The sequence below is a fragment of the Brucella pseudintermedia genome, from assembly GCF_008932435.1.
Classification (GTDB): domain Bacteria; phylum Pseudomonadota; class Alphaproteobacteria; order Rhizobiales; family Rhizobiaceae; genus Brucella; species Brucella pseudintermedia.
The window spans coordinates 1-17,662 of the sequence record NZ_WBWE01000022.1; the positions used below are offsets into that span (position 1 = coordinate 1).

The following is a 17,662-nucleotide window of genomic DNA, read 5'->3' on the forward strand; positions in this document are numbered from 1 at the left end:
CAAGCTCGATGCAATCCGGGCATTGAAACGTTACATCGCTCGGGAAGTCTTCGGCATCATCATGCGTCGCCAGAAGCAGATCAATCAAACCAGGATCGTCGCTTGACAAACAGAAGGGCGTCCAGGGCAGCCAGTTCACATCCTTCGCCTGGACCGACCGGCTAAAGCGTATCGGCACCCGGATCTCGATGGACGGCAAGGGGCGCTGTCTGGACAATATCTTCATCGAGCGCCTCTGGCGGTCCCTGAAGTATGAATGCGTCTACCTGCACGCCTGGGAAACAGGATCGCAGGCCAAGGCTGGCATCGGGCGCTGGATCACCTTCTACAACCATCATCGCCCACACTCTGCCCATGGCGGTCAACCGCCCGCCGTGGTCTACTTCACCGCAACCCAAACCGATCAGCAGGTGCAGGCTGTAGCTTAAAAAAACCGAAAAACTGTCCAAGAGTTGGGGAGTAGCTCACGTGTCATGGCTGAGGATGATGAATTGAAGCCCGCCCGGCAGGCCATTCGGCGCACCGTAGCGCAGCTTGGTCCGGATCGTGTCCATCAGGCTGAACTGATGTCCGGCGTCAAAACTTGAGGTCACATCATCCAGCACCATGAAGCGCGGTACGCCTTGGTGGCGTGTGGCCGCCGCCATGAATTCGTTCAAGGCCGCCGCGCCCCGGTCGGTGGTGAACTCATAGGCGCGAAGCCAGTTCTGGCGGACGATGATGGCGTCGGCCGGAATCGACCGGACCTGCTCGATGAAGCGGCCGAGATGCCATGCGATCTGCGGATCGGTGGGGCGGTAGTCGGCGACGGCCGGTGCGACGGTCTGCGCCTGCCCGAGATTATCGACCTGCACCACCCAGGGCACCACGGTCCCGCGTGCGGACTGCCACACCAGCGCCGAGGCGAAACCCGCCGAAAGAATCAGGGAGCCGAAGGCCATGAGCCTCCAGTTCCTCGCCTGCACGCGGGCCGAGCCGATGCGCTCGTCCCAGACTTGAGCGGCCTTCTGATAGGGCGTCTCGGGTTCCGGCGATTTGCCGTAGTGGGTTGCTGGTCGTTTGAAGATGTTCATGAGCGGTCGCTTTCGGAAAGGTTGATGGAGGAACCGCCGCCATGGCTGTCGCCGGAGCGCACTGCATGGGCGGCCATGGTGGCGCCGTGGTTGAGGGCCTGCCGGCGCTGCATCCGCTGCGCCCAGGCGGGAGGACCGCCGGCCGGGCCGGACGGCGCGGCGGGGAGATCGGCGCTTACGCCGCCCACCGTTCCCATGGACGATGTGCCGCCACCGGCGGCAAAGCCCGCGCGTGCGCCAGCGGTGAAGCTGGATTTGATGCTTTCGCTGGCGCGCGCGGCGGCGCGTTTCAGGGGCGAGATGGCCGCCGATCCTGCGGCGCGCGCAACGCCGCCGAGGCCGGAGGCGGCGCCTGCCGCGCCGGACTGGCCGAGCGAGCCGACGCTGTAGGCTGCGCTCGCCGCGCCTGCGGCGGTCGCGCCGCCCCGAACGGCGGCGGCTCCACCGGACATGGCGGCAGCGCCACTCTTGATGGCGAGACCGGCCGCACCGCCTGCGGCAAGGGCGGCCCCCCCTACGGCAAGCCCGGTACCGACGGCTGATCCCGCGCCGAGTTGCGGACCGCCGCTCACGAGACCGGAGGCGATACCGGGACCGAAGATGCCGAGGCCGAGCAGCGAGAGGGCGGCGAGCACGATCGCCATGGCATCGTCGATGGTTGGGGTCTGCCCGCCGAAGCCGGCCGTGAATTGCGAAAACAGCGTCGAGCCGATGCCGATGATGACGGCAAGGACCATCACCTTGATGCCGGACGAGACGACATTGCCAAGCACGCGCTCGGCTATGAAGGCGGTCTTACCGAACAGGCCGAAGGGGATGAGGACAAAGCCTGCGAGCGTGGTCAGCTTGAACTCGATGAGCGTCACAAAAAGCTGGACCGCGAGGATGAAGAAGGCAAGCAGCACCAGCGCCCAGGCGAACATCAGACAGGCGATCTGGATGAAGTTCTCGAAGAACGACCAGTAGCCCATGAGGTCGGAAATCGACTCGAGCAGCGGCCTGCCGGCGTCGAGGCCGGTCTGCGCGACGCGACCGGGGCGCATGAGATCTGCGGCCGAGAGGCCGGTTCCCGAGGCTTGCAGCCCGAGACCGGCGAAGCTCTCGAAGACGATCCGCGCCAGACTGTTCCAGTTGCCGATGAGATAGGCGAAGACGCCGACGAACAGGGTCTTCTTCACCAGCCGGGCGATGATGTCGTCATCCGCGCCCCATGCCCAAAAGAGCGCGGCAAGCGTCACGTCGATGACGATGAGGGTCGAGGCGATGAACGCCACCTCGCTGCCGAGCAGGCCGAAGCCGGAATCTATGTAGCTGGTGAAGACCCCTAGAAAGGAGTCTATGACGCCGGTTCCGCCCATGGGCTATGGCCCTTCGTCTTGCCGGGAAGCGTCTGGTTCGGGTGTGCGGCCCAGGAAGCGGTCGCGGCTTTCGGCCCATGTTGAAAGGCACGCGGGATCGCTCACGGCCGCCTCGCCGAGTTGCTGGCACCGGCGCAGGCTCTGGCGCAGCGGATCAGCCGGGGGCTGGAGCGCCGGAGCCGGCCGGAATGGCGCGGGATCGTCCCTGCGCGACATCTCGACCACCGTGGTGGTGATTGCGATGGCGACGAATATGACCGCGCCGAGCCGGGCGAGCATCCCGGTGTCCATGAGCGCTCCTCCCGTCGCTCAGTTGTTGCCGTTGTTGAACATCTGCGCGTTGCCGGGCTGGTAGCCGCTGCCCGGCGTCAGGAAGCGCTCGCGCTGGATGCGGCCCTGTTCGGCGGCGGTGGCGCGCTCGGCCTCGATCAGCGCTTCGGCCCTGCCGTTGGCCGACATCAGCGCGATCAGGTCGGAAAGCTGCTGCGACTGGAGAGCGAGAAGCTGGTTGCCGGCCTGCGTGGCTTGCAGCGCGCCGGCAGCATTCTGGCTCTGGCCGATGAGTGCAGCCAGTTCGGCGCGGTTGGTGTCGATGTTGCCGACGACGCCGGCCTGCACGCGCAGGGCGTCCTGCAAGCCGCCCACGGTGTTTTCCCAGCGGGCGCGCGCATCGGCGACGAGTTGCTGGTCGGTGGTCGACAGTGAAACGCTGCCATATTGGCTCTGGAACGCCTGGTCGATGCTCTGCACCTCGAAAGCGATGTTCTGCGCCTGATTGAGAAGCTGCTGCGTACGGCTGACGTTCTGCTGAATCTGCTGAAGAGCGCTGTAGGGCAGGCTCGCCAGGTTCCGGGCCTGATTGATGAGCATCTGCGCCTCGTTCTGAAGGCTGCGGATCTGATTGTTGATCTGCTCCAGAGTCCGTGCGGCTGTGAGAACGTTCTGCGCATAGTTGGACGGGTCATAGACGATGCGGCCGAAGCCAAAGAGCGCCAGCGCTGGACTTGCCAGCATGGGCGACAGGGCTACCGGCATGGCGAGCGCCAGCGCGACCATGGATACGCCGGCGATACGGGGGACGGGAACACGGATCATCGAAGAGGCTCCTTTCCTGCGGTGGTCTCTGGCGCCGCCGGCGCGGCGGTTTCCGGCCGGCCGCCAAGGTTGGTGAGGCTGGGAATGAGGTCGGCCGCCCAGTCGACGCCGCGATGGCGCAGCCAGGCGGCGAGAAAGCCGTCGCGGCCATGCTCGGCGACGATCCGCTCGATGGCGGTCTGATCGGATTTGGAGGACGCGGCGCAGAGCGCGAGGCCGACTTCGCTCAGGCCCAGCTCGAACAGCCGGTTGCCGCGGCGGCTCTGGCAGTAGTAGTCCCGCTTCGGGATTGCCCGCGCCAGAATCTCGATCTGGCGGTCATTGAGGCCGAACCGCCTGTAGATGGCCGTGATCTGCGGCTCGATGGCCCGCTCGTTGGGCAGCATGATCCGCGTTGGGCAGCTCTCGATGATGGCGGGGGCAATGGTGCTCTTTTCGAGCTGGGCGAGCGATTGGGTGGCGAAGATGACGCTGGCGTTCTTCTTTCTGAGCGTAACCAGCCATTCGCCCAATTGCCTTGAGAAGGCCGGATCGCCGAGCGCCAGCCAGCCCTCGTCCACCACGATCATCGTGGGGCGTCCGTCGAGGCGGTCGGCGATCCTGTGGAACAGGTAGGCGAGCACGGCGGGCGCCGCGCCAGTCTCAAGCAAACCTTCGGTCTCGAAGGCGGCAACCGGAGCATCGCCGAGATTTTCGGTCTCCGCGTCGAGCAGCCGCCCGTAGGGGCCGCCGACGCAATAGGGTTGCAGGGTGAGCTTGAGTTCACTGGACTGGAGCAAGACGGACAGGCCGGTCAGGGTGCGTTCCTCGACCGGCGCAGACGCCAGTGACGAAAGCGCGGTCCAGACATGCTCCTTGGCCTCGGGCGTGACCGTCAGCCCCTCGCGCGTGAGGATCGCCGCGATCCAGTCGGCGGCCCAGGCGCGATCCTGCGCGTGCCCGATACGGGCGAGCGGCTGGAGCAGGACCGGAGCGTCCGCGCCTTCGGTCAGGCGTCCGCCGAGGTCGTGCCAGTCGCCGCCCATCGCCAGCGTGGCGGCGCGGATCGAGCCGCCGAAGTCGAAGGCGAAGACCTGCGCTCCGGCATAGCGCCGGAACTGCAGGGCCATGAGGGCGAGCAGCACGGACTTGCCCGCGCCGGTTGGGCCGACGACAAGCGTGTGGCCCACATCCCCGACATAAAGGGAAAACCGGAACGGGGTCGAGCCTTCGGTCTTGGCGTAGAGCAAAGGGGGCGCACCGAAATGCTCGTCCCGTTCCGGCCCTGCCCATACGGCGTTCAGCGGAATCATGTGGGCAAGGTTGAGCGTCGAGACCGGCGGCTGGCGGACATTGGCATAGGCGTGTCCAGGCAGGCTGCCAAGCCATGCGTCAACCGCGTTGACGGTCTCGGCCATGGCGGTGAAGTCACGGCCCTGAACGATCTTCTCGACCAGGCGCAGCTTCTCTTGCGCCACGCGCGGGTCGGCATCCCAAACGGTGACGGTGGCCGTAACATAGGCCATGCCTGCCACATCCGCCCCAAGCTCCTGCAACGCCATGTCGGCGTCGAGCGCCTTGTTGGCGGCGTCGGTGTCAACGAGAGCCGATGCCTCGTTGGTCATGACTTCCTTGAGGATCGCGGCGATGGACTTCCGCTTGGCGAACCATTGCCGCCTGATTTTCGTCAGCAGCCGGGCTGCCTCCGTCTTGTCCATGAGGATGGCGCGGGTGGACCAGCGATAGGGAAAGGCAAGCCGGTTCAGTTCATCCAGAACCCCCGGCGTCGTCGCGGTTGGGAATCCCACGATGGTCAGGATACGCAGATGTGCGTCTCCAAGGCGCGGCTCCAGCCCGCCGGTGAGGGGCTGATCGGCCAGAAGCGCGTCGAGGTACATCGGCACTTCCGGCACGCGGATGCGATGCCGGTTGGTCGATATGGTGGAATGGAGATAGGTCAGCGTGCCGGCATCATCGAGCCAGCGGCACTCCGGCATGAAGCCGTCGAGCAAGGCCAGCACGCGGTCGGTGCGGTCGATGAAGCTGCGCAGCAGCTCCCCTGGATCCACGCCCGCTTTGTCCCTGCCCTCATAGAGCCAGGCCTCCGTTCGGGCCGCTTCCTCGGCAGGCGGCAGCCAGAGAAAGGTCAGGAAATATTCCGACACGAAATGCGCCCCGGCTTCCTCGAACGCTGCCTTCCGTTCGGCATCGACCAGGGCGGACGCTGGATCGGGAAAGACGCTGTCGGGATAGGTCTCAGCTTCATTGCGCTGCGCCTCGACGAAAATCGCCCAGCCGGAGCCGAGACGGCGCAGGGCGTTGTTGATGCGCCCGACTACGGCGACCAGTTCGGCCGCAACGGCTGAATCCAGATCGGGGCCGCGGAATCTCGCGGTACGCTGGAAGCTCCCGTCCTTGTTGAGCACAATGCCCGGAGCAACAAGCGCGGCCCATGGCAGATAATCTGCGAGCCGTGTGGCGGTGCGGCGGTATTCGGCAAGGTTCATCATGACCGCGTCCTCACGCCGCCAAATGACCGGGGATGCGCAGGTGCCTGCGCCCAACCTCGACGAACTGCGGATCGCGCTTCGCCGCCCAAACGGCCGCGAAATGGCCGATGGCCCAGATGGCAAGGCCGACCAGCCAGAGGCGCAGGCCGAGTCCGACTGCCCCGGCCAGCGTCCCGTTCATGATGGCGATCGAGCGCGGTGCGCCGCCGAGCAGGATATGCTCGGTCAGTGCACGGTGGACCGGGATCGAAAAACCCGGCACCGCGTCGAGCTGTTCGAGACCGCCCGCCATCAAACGAGCGCCCCGCCGCCGAAAGAGAAGAACGACAGGAAGAAGCTCGACGCCGCGAATGCGATGCTGAGGCCGAACACGATCTGAATTAGGCGCCTGAACCCTCCGCTCGTATCGCCGAAGGCCAGCGTCAGTCCGGTCACGATGATGATGATAACGGCGATGATCTTGGCGACCGGCCCCTCGATGGACTGAAGGATTTGCTGAAGTGGTTGCTCCCACGGCATCGAGGAGCCGGAGGCATGGGCCGCCGGAGCCATGAACATGGCGAGCGCGGCGATGGTGGCGGCCGTGGTGAGCTGGCGGTGCAGACGGGAGGCGTGATGGATCATTCGGGGTCTCCTTTTGGGCTGGTCGCGGGGGTGATGCGGTAGTCGCCATCCGGCCCCAGCCCGTCGACGCGGGCGAGTTCGGCCAGCCGGCGCGCGGAACCGCGCCCGGAAAGGACGGCAACAAGGTCGATGGTCTCGGCGATCAGCGCGCGCGGGACGGTGACGACAGCTTCCTGGATGAGCTGCTCAAGGCGGCGTAGCGCACCGATGCCGGAACCGGCATGGATGGTGCCGATGCCGCCGGGGTGTCCCGTGCCCCACGCCTTGAGCAGGTCCAGGGCTTCCGATCCGCGCACCTCGCCGATGGGGATGCGGTCGGGGCGCAGGCGCAGCGAGGATCGGACCAGATCGGAAAGCGTCGCCACGCCATCCTTGGTGCGCATGGCCACGAGATTGGGCGCAGCGCATTGCAGCTCGCGCGTGTCCTCGATGATGACGACGCGATCGGCCGTCTTCGCCACCTCGGCGAGCAGCGCATTGGTCAGCGTCGTCTTGCCGGTGCTGGTGCCGCCCGCCACGAGGATGTTGGCGCGGGAAGAAACGGCTGCCCGTAGGGTCGCGGCCTGATCGGCGGTCATGATGCCGGTGGCCACATAATCGTCGAGGCTGAACACCGCGACGGCGGGCTTGCGGATGGCGAAGGCCGGCGCGACGACTACGGGCGGCAACAGCCCCTCGAACCGCTCGCCGGTCTCGGGAAGCTCGGCCGAGACACGCGGGCTGCGGGCATGAACCTCCGCACCGACATGATGGGCGACCAGACGCACGATGCGTTCGCCATCGACAGCCGATAGTAGTTCCCCGGTATCGGCCAGCCCTTCCGACAGCCGGTCCACCCAGATGCGGCCATCCGGGTTCAGCATCACCTCGATGATTGCAGGGTCTTCGAGAAACCGGGCAATGGACGGCCCGAGCGCGGTGCGCAACATGCGCGCGCCGCGCTGGATGGCTTCCGGTCTGTGGTGGTTGGCGGTCATGTCGGCCCCGGTGTCTGGGCGGGGACGCGACAGGCGATCCCCGGATCGGGGTCGATTAAAAGAACCTGATTTTTGTCTGCCTCAACAAGTATTTACGCGCGTGCGGCGGGATACGGTGATCGACGGCAAAAAGGACAGGTTCGGCCCGGAACTATTGAGCGGGTCAAACTGCATAGATATGAGGACAGGAAACGATGACGGGATCGCACCGAATGAACATCAGCCCGAAAATATACATAATGGGGGCGTCCTGTTCGGGCGTCTCGACACTCGGTGCGGTATTGTCAGAGTGGACTGGCACACTGCATATAGATGTCGACGATTTCTACTGGATGCCGACCGATCCGCCGTTCAGTATCAAGCGCCCACCCGGGGAGCGCGTGCGGCTGATCGCCGAACGGCAAAAAGCGTCTGACGGATGGATTTTGACCGGCTCCTTTATGGGATGGGGAGACGCCCTGATCCATGACATCGACCTGATCGTCTTCCTTTACACTCCTGCAGCCATCAGGTTGCAACGGCTCGACCAGCGCGAGGCGGCGCGCCACGGGAATCGCATCCTGCCTGGCGGCGATATGCATGAAGCGCATTTGGCCTTCCGGGAATGGGCATCGGGCTATGATGATCCGCAGTTCTCCGGACGGAACCTTGCCCAGCATGAACGCTGGCTCGGTCAGCAATCGGTTCCGGTTCTCAGGCTGAAAGGCGAGAGGCCGACGGATGAGCTGGCGGCTGCGGTAGTCCGCGAGATCCAGCTCATTGCCAAGAGGGCTGGACGTTAGCCGGGTTCAATTGCGGTTCTGACGCCGGGGCTTTGGGTTCTTCGCCGGGGACATCCCGAGACAATTCCCTGAGGAACCTGTCGCCCGCCGCCAGCCGTCGGCCGAGCGTCTGCATGAAGCCCTCGAACCGCTCGGTACCCTTGGCACGCGCTGACTGTCGCGCGCTTTCCGGCAAAGGCGGTGTAACCGTCATCCAGTAATGGATAAAGAGCGCCAGGGTCTCGCCGAGGATGGCGACATCGATATCGAGCGCGTCGATCTGGCGGCTGATCCTGTCCAGGCGGCGGGACATGGCCGCTTCCAGATGCTCGGCGGTATCACCAGAGAGAAAAGAGGCAACAGCAGCCTCAATGACGGCGGATTGCGACACCCTGCGGCGCAGAGACAGCGCCTTGACCCGCCCGAGCAGTTCCGGGTCGAAATAGACATTCATGCGAGTGCGTTTCGCCATGGCGCTGCCTCAAAGTTCAATTCCGTCATCTGGGTTCATGGCAACCTGCCGCGCCACCATCCGCATGCGCTGGCGCATTGCCCGGGCTTTCGCCGTATCAATATCCGGTTCGTCGTCGAGCAGTTCGAATGCCTGTGCGGGTGCTGCCTGTGGAGGAAGTATTTCCTCATGGTCCGGCAATTCCGGCTCGCGGCGGATGCCCGCATTGGTGGGATCGCCGCCTGCGCTATCCGCGAGTTTCGCGGCGGACTGGTGCACTGGCGCGACAATGCGGCTCGTCCAGTCATCTGTTGGAGTGGAGAGTGCGTCTCTCGACGCCATGGCCATATCAGGCGGCGGCAGGATGCGCTCCATGAACCGCGCATCCTCGAAATACCGCGCCTTCTTCGCGCGGATCGGCGGTGTTCCTGCGACCATGACGATTTCGTCGGTGGGTGGAAGCTGCATGATCTCGCCCGGCGTGAGCAGCGGCCGGGCCGTCTCCTGCCGCGACACCATCAAATGCCCGAGCCATGGGGCCAGTCTGTGCCCGGCATAGTTGGTTGAATCCCGCAGTTCGGTCGCGGTGCCGAGCGCGTCGCTCACCCGCCTGGCGGTACGCTCGTCGTTGGTCGCAAAGCTGACACGGACATGACAATTGTCGAGGATCGCGTTGTTCGGCCCGTAGGCGCGCTCGATCTGGTTGAGGCTCTGGGCGATCAGGAAGGATTTGAGGCCGTAGCCCGCCATGAAGGCGAGCGCCGATTCAAAAAAGTCGAGCCGGCCAAGTGCTGGAAACTCGTCCAGCATCAGCAGCAACCGGTGACGCTTGGCCGAAGTGTTCAAATCCTCGGTCAACCGCCTGCCGATCTGATTGAGGATCAGACGGATAAGCGGCTTGGTGCGGTTGATGTCGGACGGCGGCACGACGAGATAGAGCGTTACAGGCTCCCTGTTCCCGACCAGATCGGCAATGCGCCAGTCGCAGCGCGAGGTGACACGCGCCACAACCGGATCGCGGTAAAGACCCAGGAACGACATGGCTGTGGACAGCACGCCGCTGCGCTCGTTCTCGCTTTTGTTCAGCAACTCGCGGGCCGACGACGCGATGACGGGATGGACGCCAGCCTCGCCGAGATGCGGCGTGTCCATCATCGCGCGAAGCGTCGCTTCGACGGGGCGGCGGGGATCGGACAGGAAGTTGGCGACGCCCGCCAGCGTCTTGTCCTTCTCCGCATAAAGGACATGCAGGATCGCGCCGACCAGCAGGCTGTGGCTGGTCTTTTCCCAGTGATTGCGCTTGTCGAGACTGCCTTCGGGATCGACCAGAATATCCGCGATATTCTGCACGTCCCGAACCTCCCATTCCCCTTGACGGACCTCCAGCAACGGGTTGTAGGCGGACGATCTGGCATTGGTCGGATCGAACAGCAGCACGCGGCCGTGCCTTGCCCGGAAGCCCGCCGTCAGCGTCCAGTTCTCACCCTTTATGTCATGGACGATGCAGCTTTCCGGCCAGGTCAGCAGCGTCGGGACTACCAGTCCGACACCCTTGCCGCTGCGGGTCGGGGCGAAGCAAAGGACGTGCTCCGGGCCGTCATGGCGCAGATAGTCGCGTTCGTGCTTGCCAAGCACCACCCCATCGGGGCCGAGTAGGCCGGCTGCGCGGATTTCCCTGTCCTCCGCCCATCGTGCCGAGCCGTAGGTCGCGACGTTGCGCGCCTCCCGCGCCCGGATGATCGACATGAGGATGGCGGCGGCGATGGCGAGGAAACCGCCCGATACGGCGATGATGCCGCCCTCGACGAAGATCGCAGGCGCATAGGCTTCGAACGAAAACCACCACCAGAAGAAGGCCGGCGGATAATAGACCGGCCAGCCCACCAGCTCGAACCACGGATTACCAAGCTGCGGCTGGAAGCCGAGGCGGAAGGCGACCCATTGCGTCGCTGCCCAGGTCGTCACCAGAACGATGGTGAAGACGACAGCGATCTGACCCCAAAGGATTCGCCCTCCACGCATACAAGCTCCAGTCGGCAAGAGAAATGGAGCCAATCAAAGAATTGCCTTCCCTGCGGAAGGCAACCGCCAATAATTATGCGAGTGGCTACCGGATGCTATGGGCGGCAAAAAGGACGGGTTGCGGTGTCGTCACAGAAAGCAACAGGCTGCAACGCAGCGAATCGGTGGTCTGTGTGAGACCGCCCCAATCTCCTGGCCAGACCGAGCAGTTTCCGAAGCGCCGGATTGCGGTTGTGCGGAGACCAGACCGCAGAGAAGGCTATCGTTCCAGGCTCGTCCAGAATGGAACGAAAGACAACACCTGGCGGTGCAGCTAACTCATTCTCTCTGGCCAGGAGAGAAATGCCAAACCCGTGGGCAATCATCGACAGCAAGGCGTCGCGCCCCACATTGAACTGGCGAATGATCGGAATTTGCCATTCGCCAGCAAAGCGTACCAAGATCAGGTCGCGCACCTGAGGACCGGTGCCTCCATCGCGGACGATGAAGGTTTCGCCTGACAGGTCGCTCCATTCGACGTGCGTCTTTGCAGCCAGGGGATGGGTGTCCGAGAAGACCGCCATAAGCGCATCACGCCAGATCACACCGGAATGGAGATCAGGAGCTCGGCACTCCCCAGCCATGAAGGCCAGGTCAAGTCCTGCTTCGCGTACCATGACCTGCGTGTCGCGTGCGGTGCCCTCGGTTATGTGCAGGCACACGCCCGAATTCCTCTGATGGAACAGTTCCAGCAGTCGGTCGAGGAATCCGCCTGATATGAGGGCATGTACACCAATACGGAGTTCCCCCTCTTCGCCCCGCGCCAGCATCCCGGCCGTCTTTACAGCACGATCAAGGATCTGCAGAGCCTGCTCAACCTCCTCCACAAAGCGACGACCGGCCTCCGTCAGCCGGACCCCACGGGTGTTCCGCTCGAACAGGAGAACACCGAGGGCTTCCTCAAGCGCCTTGATACGGGCGCTGACACTCGATTGCGTTACGCCGAGCGCACTGGCGGCGTGACGGAAACTAAGATACTCGGCGACCACAAGCGCCTGGCGCAGGGAAACGAGAGGAATTTTGGTGTTGATAGTATACTTGGTTTCGCCACTCTGAGACCTCAGATTGGATATCCGCTTCATCGGCTGTACCCGCACTTATAAGACCGTGCAAAACCTGTGAAAGAAGATCAAGCATGGCTTCAGGAAAACAAACGGTGTGGCTCGTTCCGCCATACTGCTATCCTCCTTAGGCTGGTGTTTGGTATAGAGATCCACCATCTACGCAAGTACGGAGATAAAATCTTTTGGATGCAGCGCAATTAAGCGCAATGCCATGGCCGTAAGCTGAGAATGGTGGGGAATAACTTGTTTCATTCATTATCAATACGGGAACGATCAGAAATGACTGATAGCGCCCCTGATTTTCAGCGTAGAAATACCCAGATTTGCTTGCATTCCCTGTTTTCTGCCACCTCTTTTGGAATCATTTTCGCATTGGCTCAGCACCAGCAAAAATAATGGACTGATGAGCGCTCCCAGCTGCTGTGACGCCTGCGGCCGCTGCGAGTGCGGCCTGCGGCATGGCGCTGGCCGCGTCTCCAGCTGCGAAAACACCGGGTACGGACGTCTGACGGCGCTCGTCCGTACTGATGAACGGTCCGGTCGGCCCGTCTTCAAAGATGCATCCCAGCCTCTCTGCCAGATCGCTGGCCGGGACTGTTCGCGGAAGGGTGAAAAGTGCGGACAATTCTATTGTTCTGCCGTCAGCGAGGCGAACCCCGTCAAGCGTTGGTGCATTGCCGACGAGCCCTACAATCGGGGTATGCTCGACCTTCACGCCACGACTGGACAGCGCTACCACTTGCTCTGACGTCGGGCTAAACAGACCCTGAGTGAAAAGGGTCGTTGTTCCCCAATCCTGCACAAGCATTGCCTGATGAAACGCCATTTGATCCCGGGCCAGCACCCCCAAAGGCCGTTGGTTCAACTCATAGCCGTGACAATAGGGGCAGTGGAGAACACTGACGCCCCAACGCTCTTCGACACCCGCCAGATCAGGAAGAATGTCGCGGACACCGATTGCGAGGATTAGACGCTTCGCCCTCTCTTCCCTCCCATCAGCCAACGACACACGAAAGCCCATTTCGGTAATGGCTGCGTCCACAACCTCTCCCTCACGGACTTCCACTGTCGCGTAGGTTGCCAGTTGACGGCGCGCAGTCGAGATGATGACCGATGGCGGCACGCCATCCTGCCCAAGAAAGCCATGGGAAGTGCGTGCGAAACGGTTGCGGGGACTGCCGGCGTCAACGAGCAAGGTACGCAGTCTGGCGCGCCCCAGTTGCAGCGCAGCTGCCTGCCCTGCGAAGCTGCCGCCGACTACGATGACATCAAACTCCATAAGCGCCTCCTTTATGTATCTTTTAGAGATACATGACTTGCCTGTGTTCGTCAACTCTGAAAGATGTTCGCATCCCCTCGGACCGACCGTAGTGAATTCAATGCAGGGCGACAGAGAAGGCCCCAGCAGGTATGGTCAAGTAGGAGATTCTGAAAGGAGATGGAGCACCGTTGAGAACAGACAGTCGATTGTCAAGAATGCTGCATGTGCTCTTGCACATGGCACGGCACGACGCCCCGCTTACCTCTGAGCAGATCGCTAAAATGCTCGATACTAACTCTGTGTTGGTTCGACGGACGATGAGCGGCTTGCGGCGTGCGGGTTATGTGCGTTCGGAAAAAGGGCATGGTGGCGGTTGGTCGCTTGCGCGAGACCTGACTGAAATCACCTTGCTCGACATACACAACGCTATCGGCCGCCCAAAGATCTTCGCCATAGGAAACATGGGCGACAACCCGCACTGTGCGGTCGAAAGGGTCGTCAACGCCGCGATTGATGATGCCCTTCAGAGCGCGGAAGCCCTCCTGCTTAAGCGCTTCGGTTCCGTGCGGCTATCCGACCTCGCAAATGAATTTGAACGCACTTGCTCGGATACCGGATGGGACGAGGACCATTTGCCAACAGGTCTCTAACTGACAAAAGGCGTTGCCCGGCAGCCCTAGTGCATGGAGAATGATCGAGTGCAGCACACACCATGCGAACCAATAAACCCACGCTCATGTAAAGCCGGCAATGTAGCCGTCCGGTCGAACGAGCATGCTTGTCGCATCGCGTACCAGATCGTCGGAAGACTGACAGCGAACCCGCCGCACCGCCGCTTCTGGCAACCACGCCGGCGCCCTGGCCGATTTGCCCTCCGCGAAACTTAACGAGAGCCATTTGCCCTCCTTGAGAAGGGCGTGAACAGTCGTCTCAGTGCCGTCTTCCAGCACAAGGCGGCTGTCGGGCGACCGGCAGCCCGCTGCGGGATCGTCGCTGCCGGGCAGTGCATCGTGCGCATATGTGATGTCGAATCCCGACAACTCGCCAGCGAGGCGCCGGTTAAGCTCGCCGACCTTGAGCAGATCCGACATCAATGCGCGCAGCGCGAGGTGGGCTGGATCGAAGCTGGTCATCATTGCGATCTGCGCCAGCGTGTTGCGGGCGAGCTGAGCGCCAACTGGCCGTCTTTCCGTCTCGTAACTGTCGAGCAGCGCGTCAGGCGCCTCGCCCTTGATGACTGCCGCCAGCTTCCAACCGAGGTTCATTGCATCCTGCAGCCCGACATTCATGCCCTGGCCACCAGCTGGCGCGTGGATATGCGCAGCGTCCCCCGCGACGAAGAGATTGCCGCGGCGGTAGGCGGCAGCCAGCCGTGTTTCATCACCGAAGCGCGTGAGCCAGGAAGGATCGCGCATGCCGAGATCCTCACCAAGAACACGGCGGGCTGACGCGGAGAGTTCCTCCAGCGATAGAGGTTCGCGCGTGTCGACGTGAGAGCGCTCCGGGTCGATGAGGATGATCCTTACCCGCCCGGTGGCGTCGATGGGCGCGAGCATGCCGCCGCCGCGTGCATTGCAGAAGGCACGCACGGGTGGCCCCTCCCTTGCATCGATGCGGACGTCGCCCATCATTACGCTGTGGGAGGTATCACTGCCTTCAAACGCGATGTTGGCCGCCGCACGCACGACGCTCCGACGCCCATCAGCGCCGACAACGGCGCGGCAGTCGAAGCGGAATGCGCCATGGGCGGCCGTGCCTTTTACCGTATAGCCGCGCTCGCTGTCCCCAGCGATGCTTTCCACATGATGGCCGCGATGGATCTCCACGCCGAGATCTGCAGCATGTGCTTCGAGAAGCGCCTCCGTCCGGTTCTGTGGAAGAAACAAGGTGAAGGGGAATCGCGTCTCGAATCCGGAGAAGTCCAAGCGCGTGTCCAGACTCGCGAAATGACCCGTCGCGATGGGCTTGCCTTCGGTCAGAAAGCGCTCCGCTACCCCTCGCATCGCGAACAGTTCGATGGTTCGACTGTGGATAGTAAGGGCGCGGGACTGCTCCATGCGGGCGGTACGGCGCTCGAGAAGAGCGACGTCCACCCCGGCGAGCCTCAACTCACACGCTGTCCACAAGCCTACAGGACCAGCACCGACAACGACTACATCTACCATATTGCTTCCCATCTCTAACGATGTTAGATTAGCCTAACGATGTTAGGGGAGTCAACCATGGCGCTGCAAAAAGAAACGGTCGTTGCGACCGCACTGACACTGCTGGACGAAGTAGGTGTCGAAGGCCTGACGATGCGAGCGCTTGCCAAAGCGCTCAACGTGCAGGCCCCTACGCTCTATTGGCACTTTCCGTCGAAGCAGGATCTGCTGGACCAGATTGCAGACGCGATTATCGCTCCCGCTGTCGCTGCAACGGATACCAGTCAGGATCCTGACGCGGTGTTATCGTCGCTGGCGCGGGCCATGCGGAACGCGTTGCTCGCCCACCGGGACGGTGCCAAGCTCTATGCTGGCACCTATGCCGTCGGCGCGAATGTGCTCAAGCTCGCCGACATCGCGTTGGATGCGCTACTGAAAAAGCAACTCGGCGAGCAAGCGGCGACGGATGCGATGTTCAATCTCGTTTATTTCGTCCTTGGATCCACGATCGAAGAACAGGCGTTTCGTGAACGTTGGAGGTCGGACGAAGATCACGATGGCGGCGAGAAGCAGCTCATGGCGGCCATAGACATCCGCTTTCCTGCGCTGCGGCGGTGCGCAGGAACCATTATCGAAAGCGACTTTGAGACGCGATTCAAAGAGGGAGTGGCCGCGTTCCTTCGCGGCTTGGAGGGAGCGGACGCCCGTGGTGGCTCTCGATCATGAAACGAGTAAAAACTCCGGAGCCCAGTCGCGCTGCGGTCTCCGCCGCGCAAGCGCAGGACCGCCGCTATTCTATCGTCCCATCGGGCCTACCCAATGCTGATCTGCGTTTAGGCCTGCCTGGTAATGGCCCACAGCAGTTCACGAAGCCAGCGATTGCCGGCATCGTTGGCGCGCGGGTGCCATGCAACAGATAGCGATATCTCCGGAAGCGTGATCGGCGGATCGAAGATCGCCAGGTCCGCACTTCGGCGTAATGTCAGGGAATGCGGCATTGTCGCCAGAAGCTCGGTTTCCCGCACCGTTTCAATGGCAGCGAGGTAGCTTTGCGCCGAGACGGCGACGCGCCGGGTTCGTCCGATCTTCGAAAGTTCTTTATCGACAATGCCCTCAAAGCCTCCACCGTCTCCGGACACAATCACATGCGCACTGGAACAGAAGCGATTCAGATCCATCGGCCCCTGCTGGCTCGACGCCTTTCCAATCGTTACCATGCGATCTCGTACCACCTTTCTGCTCATCAGGGTTCCGTGCTTTGCAAACTGGGACGGGGCGCCGACCGCCAGGTCCAGCTTTCCTGTTTCGAGGTCCTCCAGTTTGTGGGGATCAAACTGATGAAACGCTACCCGCATGCAGGCAGCCTCGGCTCGCTGGATAGCCTCGATCAACGGCACGCCGATTATCGTCGTCGCATTGTCGTTGGCCATGATGTGAAACGTGCGCGCGGCCGTTTTCGGATCGAACGTTTCGTCCGCAAGGCGGCTCTCCAGATCCGCCAGGAACCCCGACGCATAGCTAGCAATTCGTGTTCCATGATCGGTGGGGATGAGGCCCCGCCCTTTGCCTGAAGGCACGAGTAGAGGATCACCGAAGAGCGTCCGCAACTCGGCAAGGCGCGCCGACATGCGGGGCTGACTGATCGCCATCCGCCGGGCAGCGCCAGATACGCTGCTCTCTTCGATAATCGCGACGAGCGATGGCAAGAGCCGAAGGAGCGTTTCATCAATCATTCGAATTCCAGATATCAGCTATCCTCTTCATTCGTATATCGGAATTTTATCTGCGGCGGTAGATTGTCTCGCATCATTCTCCATCAGAGGATCCAACAATGAACACCATGACAGCCGAAGAGCTCGCACGCGCATTCCACCGCGCCCTTGTCTCGCGTGATTGGGGGGCCATGCGTCAGCTTTTCCATGAAGATGCAATTTGGACGCTGCCGGGAGACAACGAAATCTCCGGCGTGGCGGTCGGTGTCGACGCTGTGGTTGCCCGCGCTCGGCAGATCGCGGGCTATGGCCTGAGCTTTGAGCTCAAGCACGTGTTGTTGAGCCGCGATAATATGGCGCTTAGCCTCCATAACACGGCCGAGCGCAAAGGGATCGTGCTGGACGAGCATCTTGCGACAGTATGCCGGCTCCGCGAAGGCCGCATCGCCGAGGTCGAGACGTTCCTCTCCGACGTTCCCGGCATGAACCGGTTCTTTTCCAGCCCGGCATAGGCGGATCCGAGCGGTGGCCGCGCTCCAACATGCGCTTGGCGCGTTGGCCGCCGTGTGCACAATTGGAAACTTGATTTTCG

Annotated in this window: 17 protein-coding genes and 2 pseudogenes; 5 read left to right on the forward strand and 14 right to left on the reverse strand. The window is 62.6% G+C overall.

Features of this window, described 5'->3' with window-relative positions; genetic code table 11:
* Nucleotides 1-122 precede the first annotated feature (122 nt).
* Nucleotides 123-428: pseudogene (locus tag F9K78_RS20795) on the forward strand (transposase); the annotation flags it as partial.
* Nucleotides 429-584: 156 nt separating this feature from the next.
* On the opposite strand, the pseudogene trbF reads toward F9K78_RS20795, so the two are convergent.
* From trbF to trbB, 8 genes and pseudogenes are all read right to left on the reverse strand, one after another.
* A pseudogene (gene trbF, locus F9K78_RS20800) lies at nt 585-1,073 on the reverse strand (conjugal transfer protein TrbF); the annotation flags it as partial.
* A complete protein-coding gene (gene trbL / locus F9K78_RS20805; protein WP_151682704.1) occupies nt 1,070-2,431 on the reverse strand; it encodes a P-type conjugative transfer protein TrbL in 1,362 nt (453 codons plus the stop codon). The pseudogene trbF and the gene trbL, both read right to left, overlap by 4 nt.
* A gap of 3 nt (nt 2,432-2,434) precedes the next feature.
* Complete coding sequence (gene trbK-alt / locus F9K78_RS20810; RefSeq protein WP_121983897.1) at nt 2,435-2,722, reverse strand: putative entry exclusion protein TrbK-alt; 288 nt, start codon at nt 2,720-2,722, stop codon at nt 2,435-2,437.
* 18 nt (nt 2,723-2,740) lie between these two features.
* Nucleotides 2,741-3,526, reverse strand: a complete 786-nt coding sequence (trbJ, locus tag F9K78_RS20815; RefSeq protein WP_113501328.1) for a P-type conjugative transfer protein TrbJ — start codon at nt 3,524-3,526, stop codon at nt 2,741-2,743.
* Nucleotides 3,523-6,015, reverse strand: coding sequence for a conjugal transfer protein TrbE (trbE, locus tag F9K78_RS20820; protein ID WP_151682714.1), 2,493 nt, complete (start codon nt 6,013-6,015; stop codon nt 3,523-3,525). The genes trbJ and trbE overlap by 4 nt, the downstream gene beginning before the upstream one ends.
* A gap of 10 nt (nt 6,016-6,025) precedes the next feature.
* Complete coding sequence (locus F9K78_RS20825) at nt 6,026-6,307, reverse strand: VirB3 family type IV secretion system protein (protein WP_113501326.1); 282 nt, start codon at nt 6,305-6,307, stop codon at nt 6,026-6,028.
* Nucleotides 6,307-6,639, reverse strand: coding sequence for a TrbC/VirB2 family type IV secretion system protein (locus F9K78_RS20830; RefSeq protein ID WP_113501325.1), 333 nt, complete (start codon nt 6,637-6,639; stop codon nt 6,307-6,309). Before F9K78_RS20830 ends, F9K78_RS20825 begins: the two co-directional genes overlap by 1 nt.
* A complete protein-coding gene (gene trbB / locus F9K78_RS20835) occupies nt 6,636-7,616 on the reverse strand; it encodes a P-type conjugative transfer ATPase TrbB (RefSeq protein ID WP_024849912.1) in 981 nt (326 codons plus the stop codon). Before trbB ends, F9K78_RS20830 begins: the two co-directional genes overlap by 4 nt.
* Nucleotides 7,617-7,828: 212 nt before the next feature.
* Here trbB and F9K78_RS20840 point away from each other — a divergent pair, with 212 nt between their 5' ends.
* Nucleotides 7,829-8,398 carry an ATP-binding protein gene (locus tag F9K78_RS20840; RefSeq protein ID WP_151682705.1) on the forward strand — a complete coding sequence of 190 codons (570 nt, stop codon included), beginning with the start codon at nt 7,829-7,831 and terminating at the stop codon, nt 8,396-8,398.
* Here the strand turns inward: F9K78_RS20840 and F9K78_RS20845 are convergent.
* The 4 genes from F9K78_RS20845 to F9K78_RS20860 all read right to left on the reverse strand — a co-directional run bounded on the left by F9K78_RS20845 (nt 8,373) and on the right by F9K78_RS20860 (nt 13,232).
* Nucleotides 8,373-8,849 carry a ribbon-helix-helix domain-containing protein gene (locus tag F9K78_RS20845; RefSeq protein ID WP_151682706.1) on the reverse strand — a complete coding sequence of 159 codons (477 nt, stop codon included), beginning with the start codon at nt 8,847-8,849 and terminating at the stop codon, nt 8,373-8,375. The two genes, F9K78_RS20840 and F9K78_RS20845, sit on opposite strands and share 26 nt — an antisense overlap.
* A gap of 9 nt (nt 8,850-8,858) precedes the next feature.
* Entirely contained in the window at nt 8,859-10,850 is a 1,992-nt protein-coding gene (locus F9K78_RS20850) for a conjugal transfer protein TraG (RefSeq protein ID WP_119043057.1), read from the reverse strand.
* Nucleotides 10,851-10,945: 95 nt separating this feature from the next.
* Nucleotides 10,946-11,971, reverse strand: coding sequence for a LysR family transcriptional regulator (locus tag F9K78_RS20855; protein WP_119043059.1), 1,026 nt, complete (start codon nt 11,969-11,971; stop codon nt 10,946-10,948).
* Between the two features lie 343 nt (nt 11,972-12,314).
* Nucleotides 12,315-13,232: an NAD(P)/FAD-dependent oxidoreductase gene (locus tag F9K78_RS20860; RefSeq protein WP_121983902.1), complete on the reverse strand. Its 918-nt coding sequence runs from the start codon at nt 13,230-13,232 to the stop codon at nt 12,315-12,317.
* Nucleotides 13,233-13,402: 170 nt separating this feature from the next.
* On the opposite strand from F9K78_RS20860, the gene F9K78_RS20865 reads away from it, so the two are divergent.
* Nucleotides 13,403-13,864 carry an RrF2 family transcriptional regulator gene (locus F9K78_RS20865; RefSeq protein WP_121983903.1) on the forward strand — a complete coding sequence of 154 codons (462 nt, stop codon included), beginning with the start codon at nt 13,403-13,405 and terminating at the stop codon, nt 13,862-13,864.
* Nucleotides 13,865-13,948: 84 nt separating this feature from the next.
* Here the strand turns inward: F9K78_RS20865 and F9K78_RS20870 are convergent, their stop codons facing one another.
* Nucleotides 13,949-15,391: an FAD-dependent oxidoreductase gene (locus F9K78_RS20870; RefSeq protein ID WP_328593530.1), complete on the reverse strand. Its 1,443-nt coding sequence runs from the start codon at nt 15,389-15,391 to the stop codon at nt 13,949-13,951.
* 45 nt (nt 15,392-15,436) lie between these two features.
* On the opposite strand from F9K78_RS20870, the gene F9K78_RS20875 reads away from it, so the two are divergent.
* Nucleotides 15,437-16,084: a TetR/AcrR family transcriptional regulator C-terminal domain-containing protein gene (locus tag F9K78_RS20875; protein ID WP_035211825.1), complete on the forward strand. Its 648-nt coding sequence runs from the start codon at nt 15,437-15,439 to the stop codon at nt 16,082-16,084.
* Between the two features lie 107 nt (nt 16,085-16,191).
* Here the strand turns inward: F9K78_RS20875 and F9K78_RS20880 are convergent, their stop codons facing one another.
* Nucleotides 16,192-17,091, reverse strand: a complete 900-nt coding sequence (locus F9K78_RS20880) for a LysR family transcriptional regulator (RefSeq protein ID WP_035211826.1) — start codon at nt 17,089-17,091, stop codon at nt 16,192-16,194.
* A gap of 98 nt (nt 17,092-17,189) precedes the next feature.
* On the opposite strand from F9K78_RS20880, the gene F9K78_RS20885 reads away from it, so the two are divergent.
* Nucleotides 17,190-17,582, forward strand: a complete 393-nt coding sequence (locus tag F9K78_RS20885) for a nuclear transport factor 2 family protein (RefSeq protein ID WP_035211827.1) — start codon at nt 17,190-17,192, stop codon at nt 17,580-17,582.
* Nucleotides 17,583-17,662 lie beyond the last annotated feature (80 nt).

Bases quoted from the DNA above. Each gene is read 5' to 3' on its own strand.
- trbL (WP_151682704.1), bottom strand. From the start codon at position 2,431: ATGGGCGGAACCGGCGTCATAGACTCCTTTCTAGGGGTCTTCACCAGC.
- trbK-alt (WP_121983897.1), bottom strand. From the start codon at position 2,722: ATGGACACCGGGATGCTCGCCCGGCTCGGCGCGGTCATATTCGTCGCC.
- trbJ (WP_113501328.1), bottom strand. From the start codon at position 3,526: ATGATCCGTGTTCCCGTCCCCCGTATCGCCGGCGTATCCATGGTCGCG.
- trbE (WP_151682714.1), bottom strand. From the start codon at position 6,015: ATGATGAACCTTGCCGAATACCGCCGCACCGCCACACGGCTCGCAGAT.
- F9K78_RS20825 (WP_113501326.1), bottom strand. From the start codon at position 6,307: ATGGCGGGCGGTCTCGAACAGCTCGACGCGGTGCCGGGTTTTTCGATC.
- F9K78_RS20830 (WP_113501325.1), bottom strand. From the start codon at position 6,639: ATGATCCATCACGCCTCCCGTCTGCACCGCCAGCTCACCACGGCCGCC.
- trbB (WP_024849912.1), bottom strand. From the start codon at position 7,616: ATGACCGCCAACCACCACAGACCGGAAGCCATCCAGCGCGGCGCGCGC.
- F9K78_RS20840 (WP_151682705.1), top strand. From the start codon at position 7,829: ATGAACATCAGCCCGAAAATATACATAATGGGGGCGTCCTGTTCGGGC.
- F9K78_RS20845 (WP_151682706.1), bottom strand. From the start codon at position 8,849: ATGGCGAAACGCACTCGCATGAATGTCTATTTCGACCCGGAACTGCTC.
- F9K78_RS20850 (WP_119043057.1), bottom strand. From the start codon at position 10,850: ATGCGTGGAGGGCGAATCCTTTGGGGTCAGATCGCTGTCGTCTTCACC.
- F9K78_RS20855 (WP_119043059.1), bottom strand. From the start codon at position 11,971: ATGAAGCGGATATCCAATCTGAGGTCTCAGAGTGGCGAAACCAAGTAT.
- F9K78_RS20860 (WP_121983902.1), bottom strand. From the start codon at position 13,232: ATGGAGTTTGATGTCATCGTAGTCGGCGGCAGCTTCGCAGGGCAGGCA.
- F9K78_RS20870 (WP_328593530.1), bottom strand. From the start codon at position 15,391: ATGGGAAGCAATATGGTAGATGTAGTCGTTGTCGGTGCTGGTCCTGTA.
- F9K78_RS20875 (WP_035211825.1), top strand. From the start codon at position 15,437: ATGGCGCTGCAAAAAGAAACGGTCGTTGCGACCGCACTGACACTGCTG.
- F9K78_RS20880 (WP_035211826.1), bottom strand. From the start codon at position 17,091: ATGATTGATGAAACGCTCCTTCGGCTCTTGCCATCGCTCGTCGCGATT.
- F9K78_RS20885 (WP_035211827.1), top strand. From the start codon at position 17,190: ATGAACACCATGACAGCCGAAGAGCTCGCACGCGCATTCCACCGCGCC.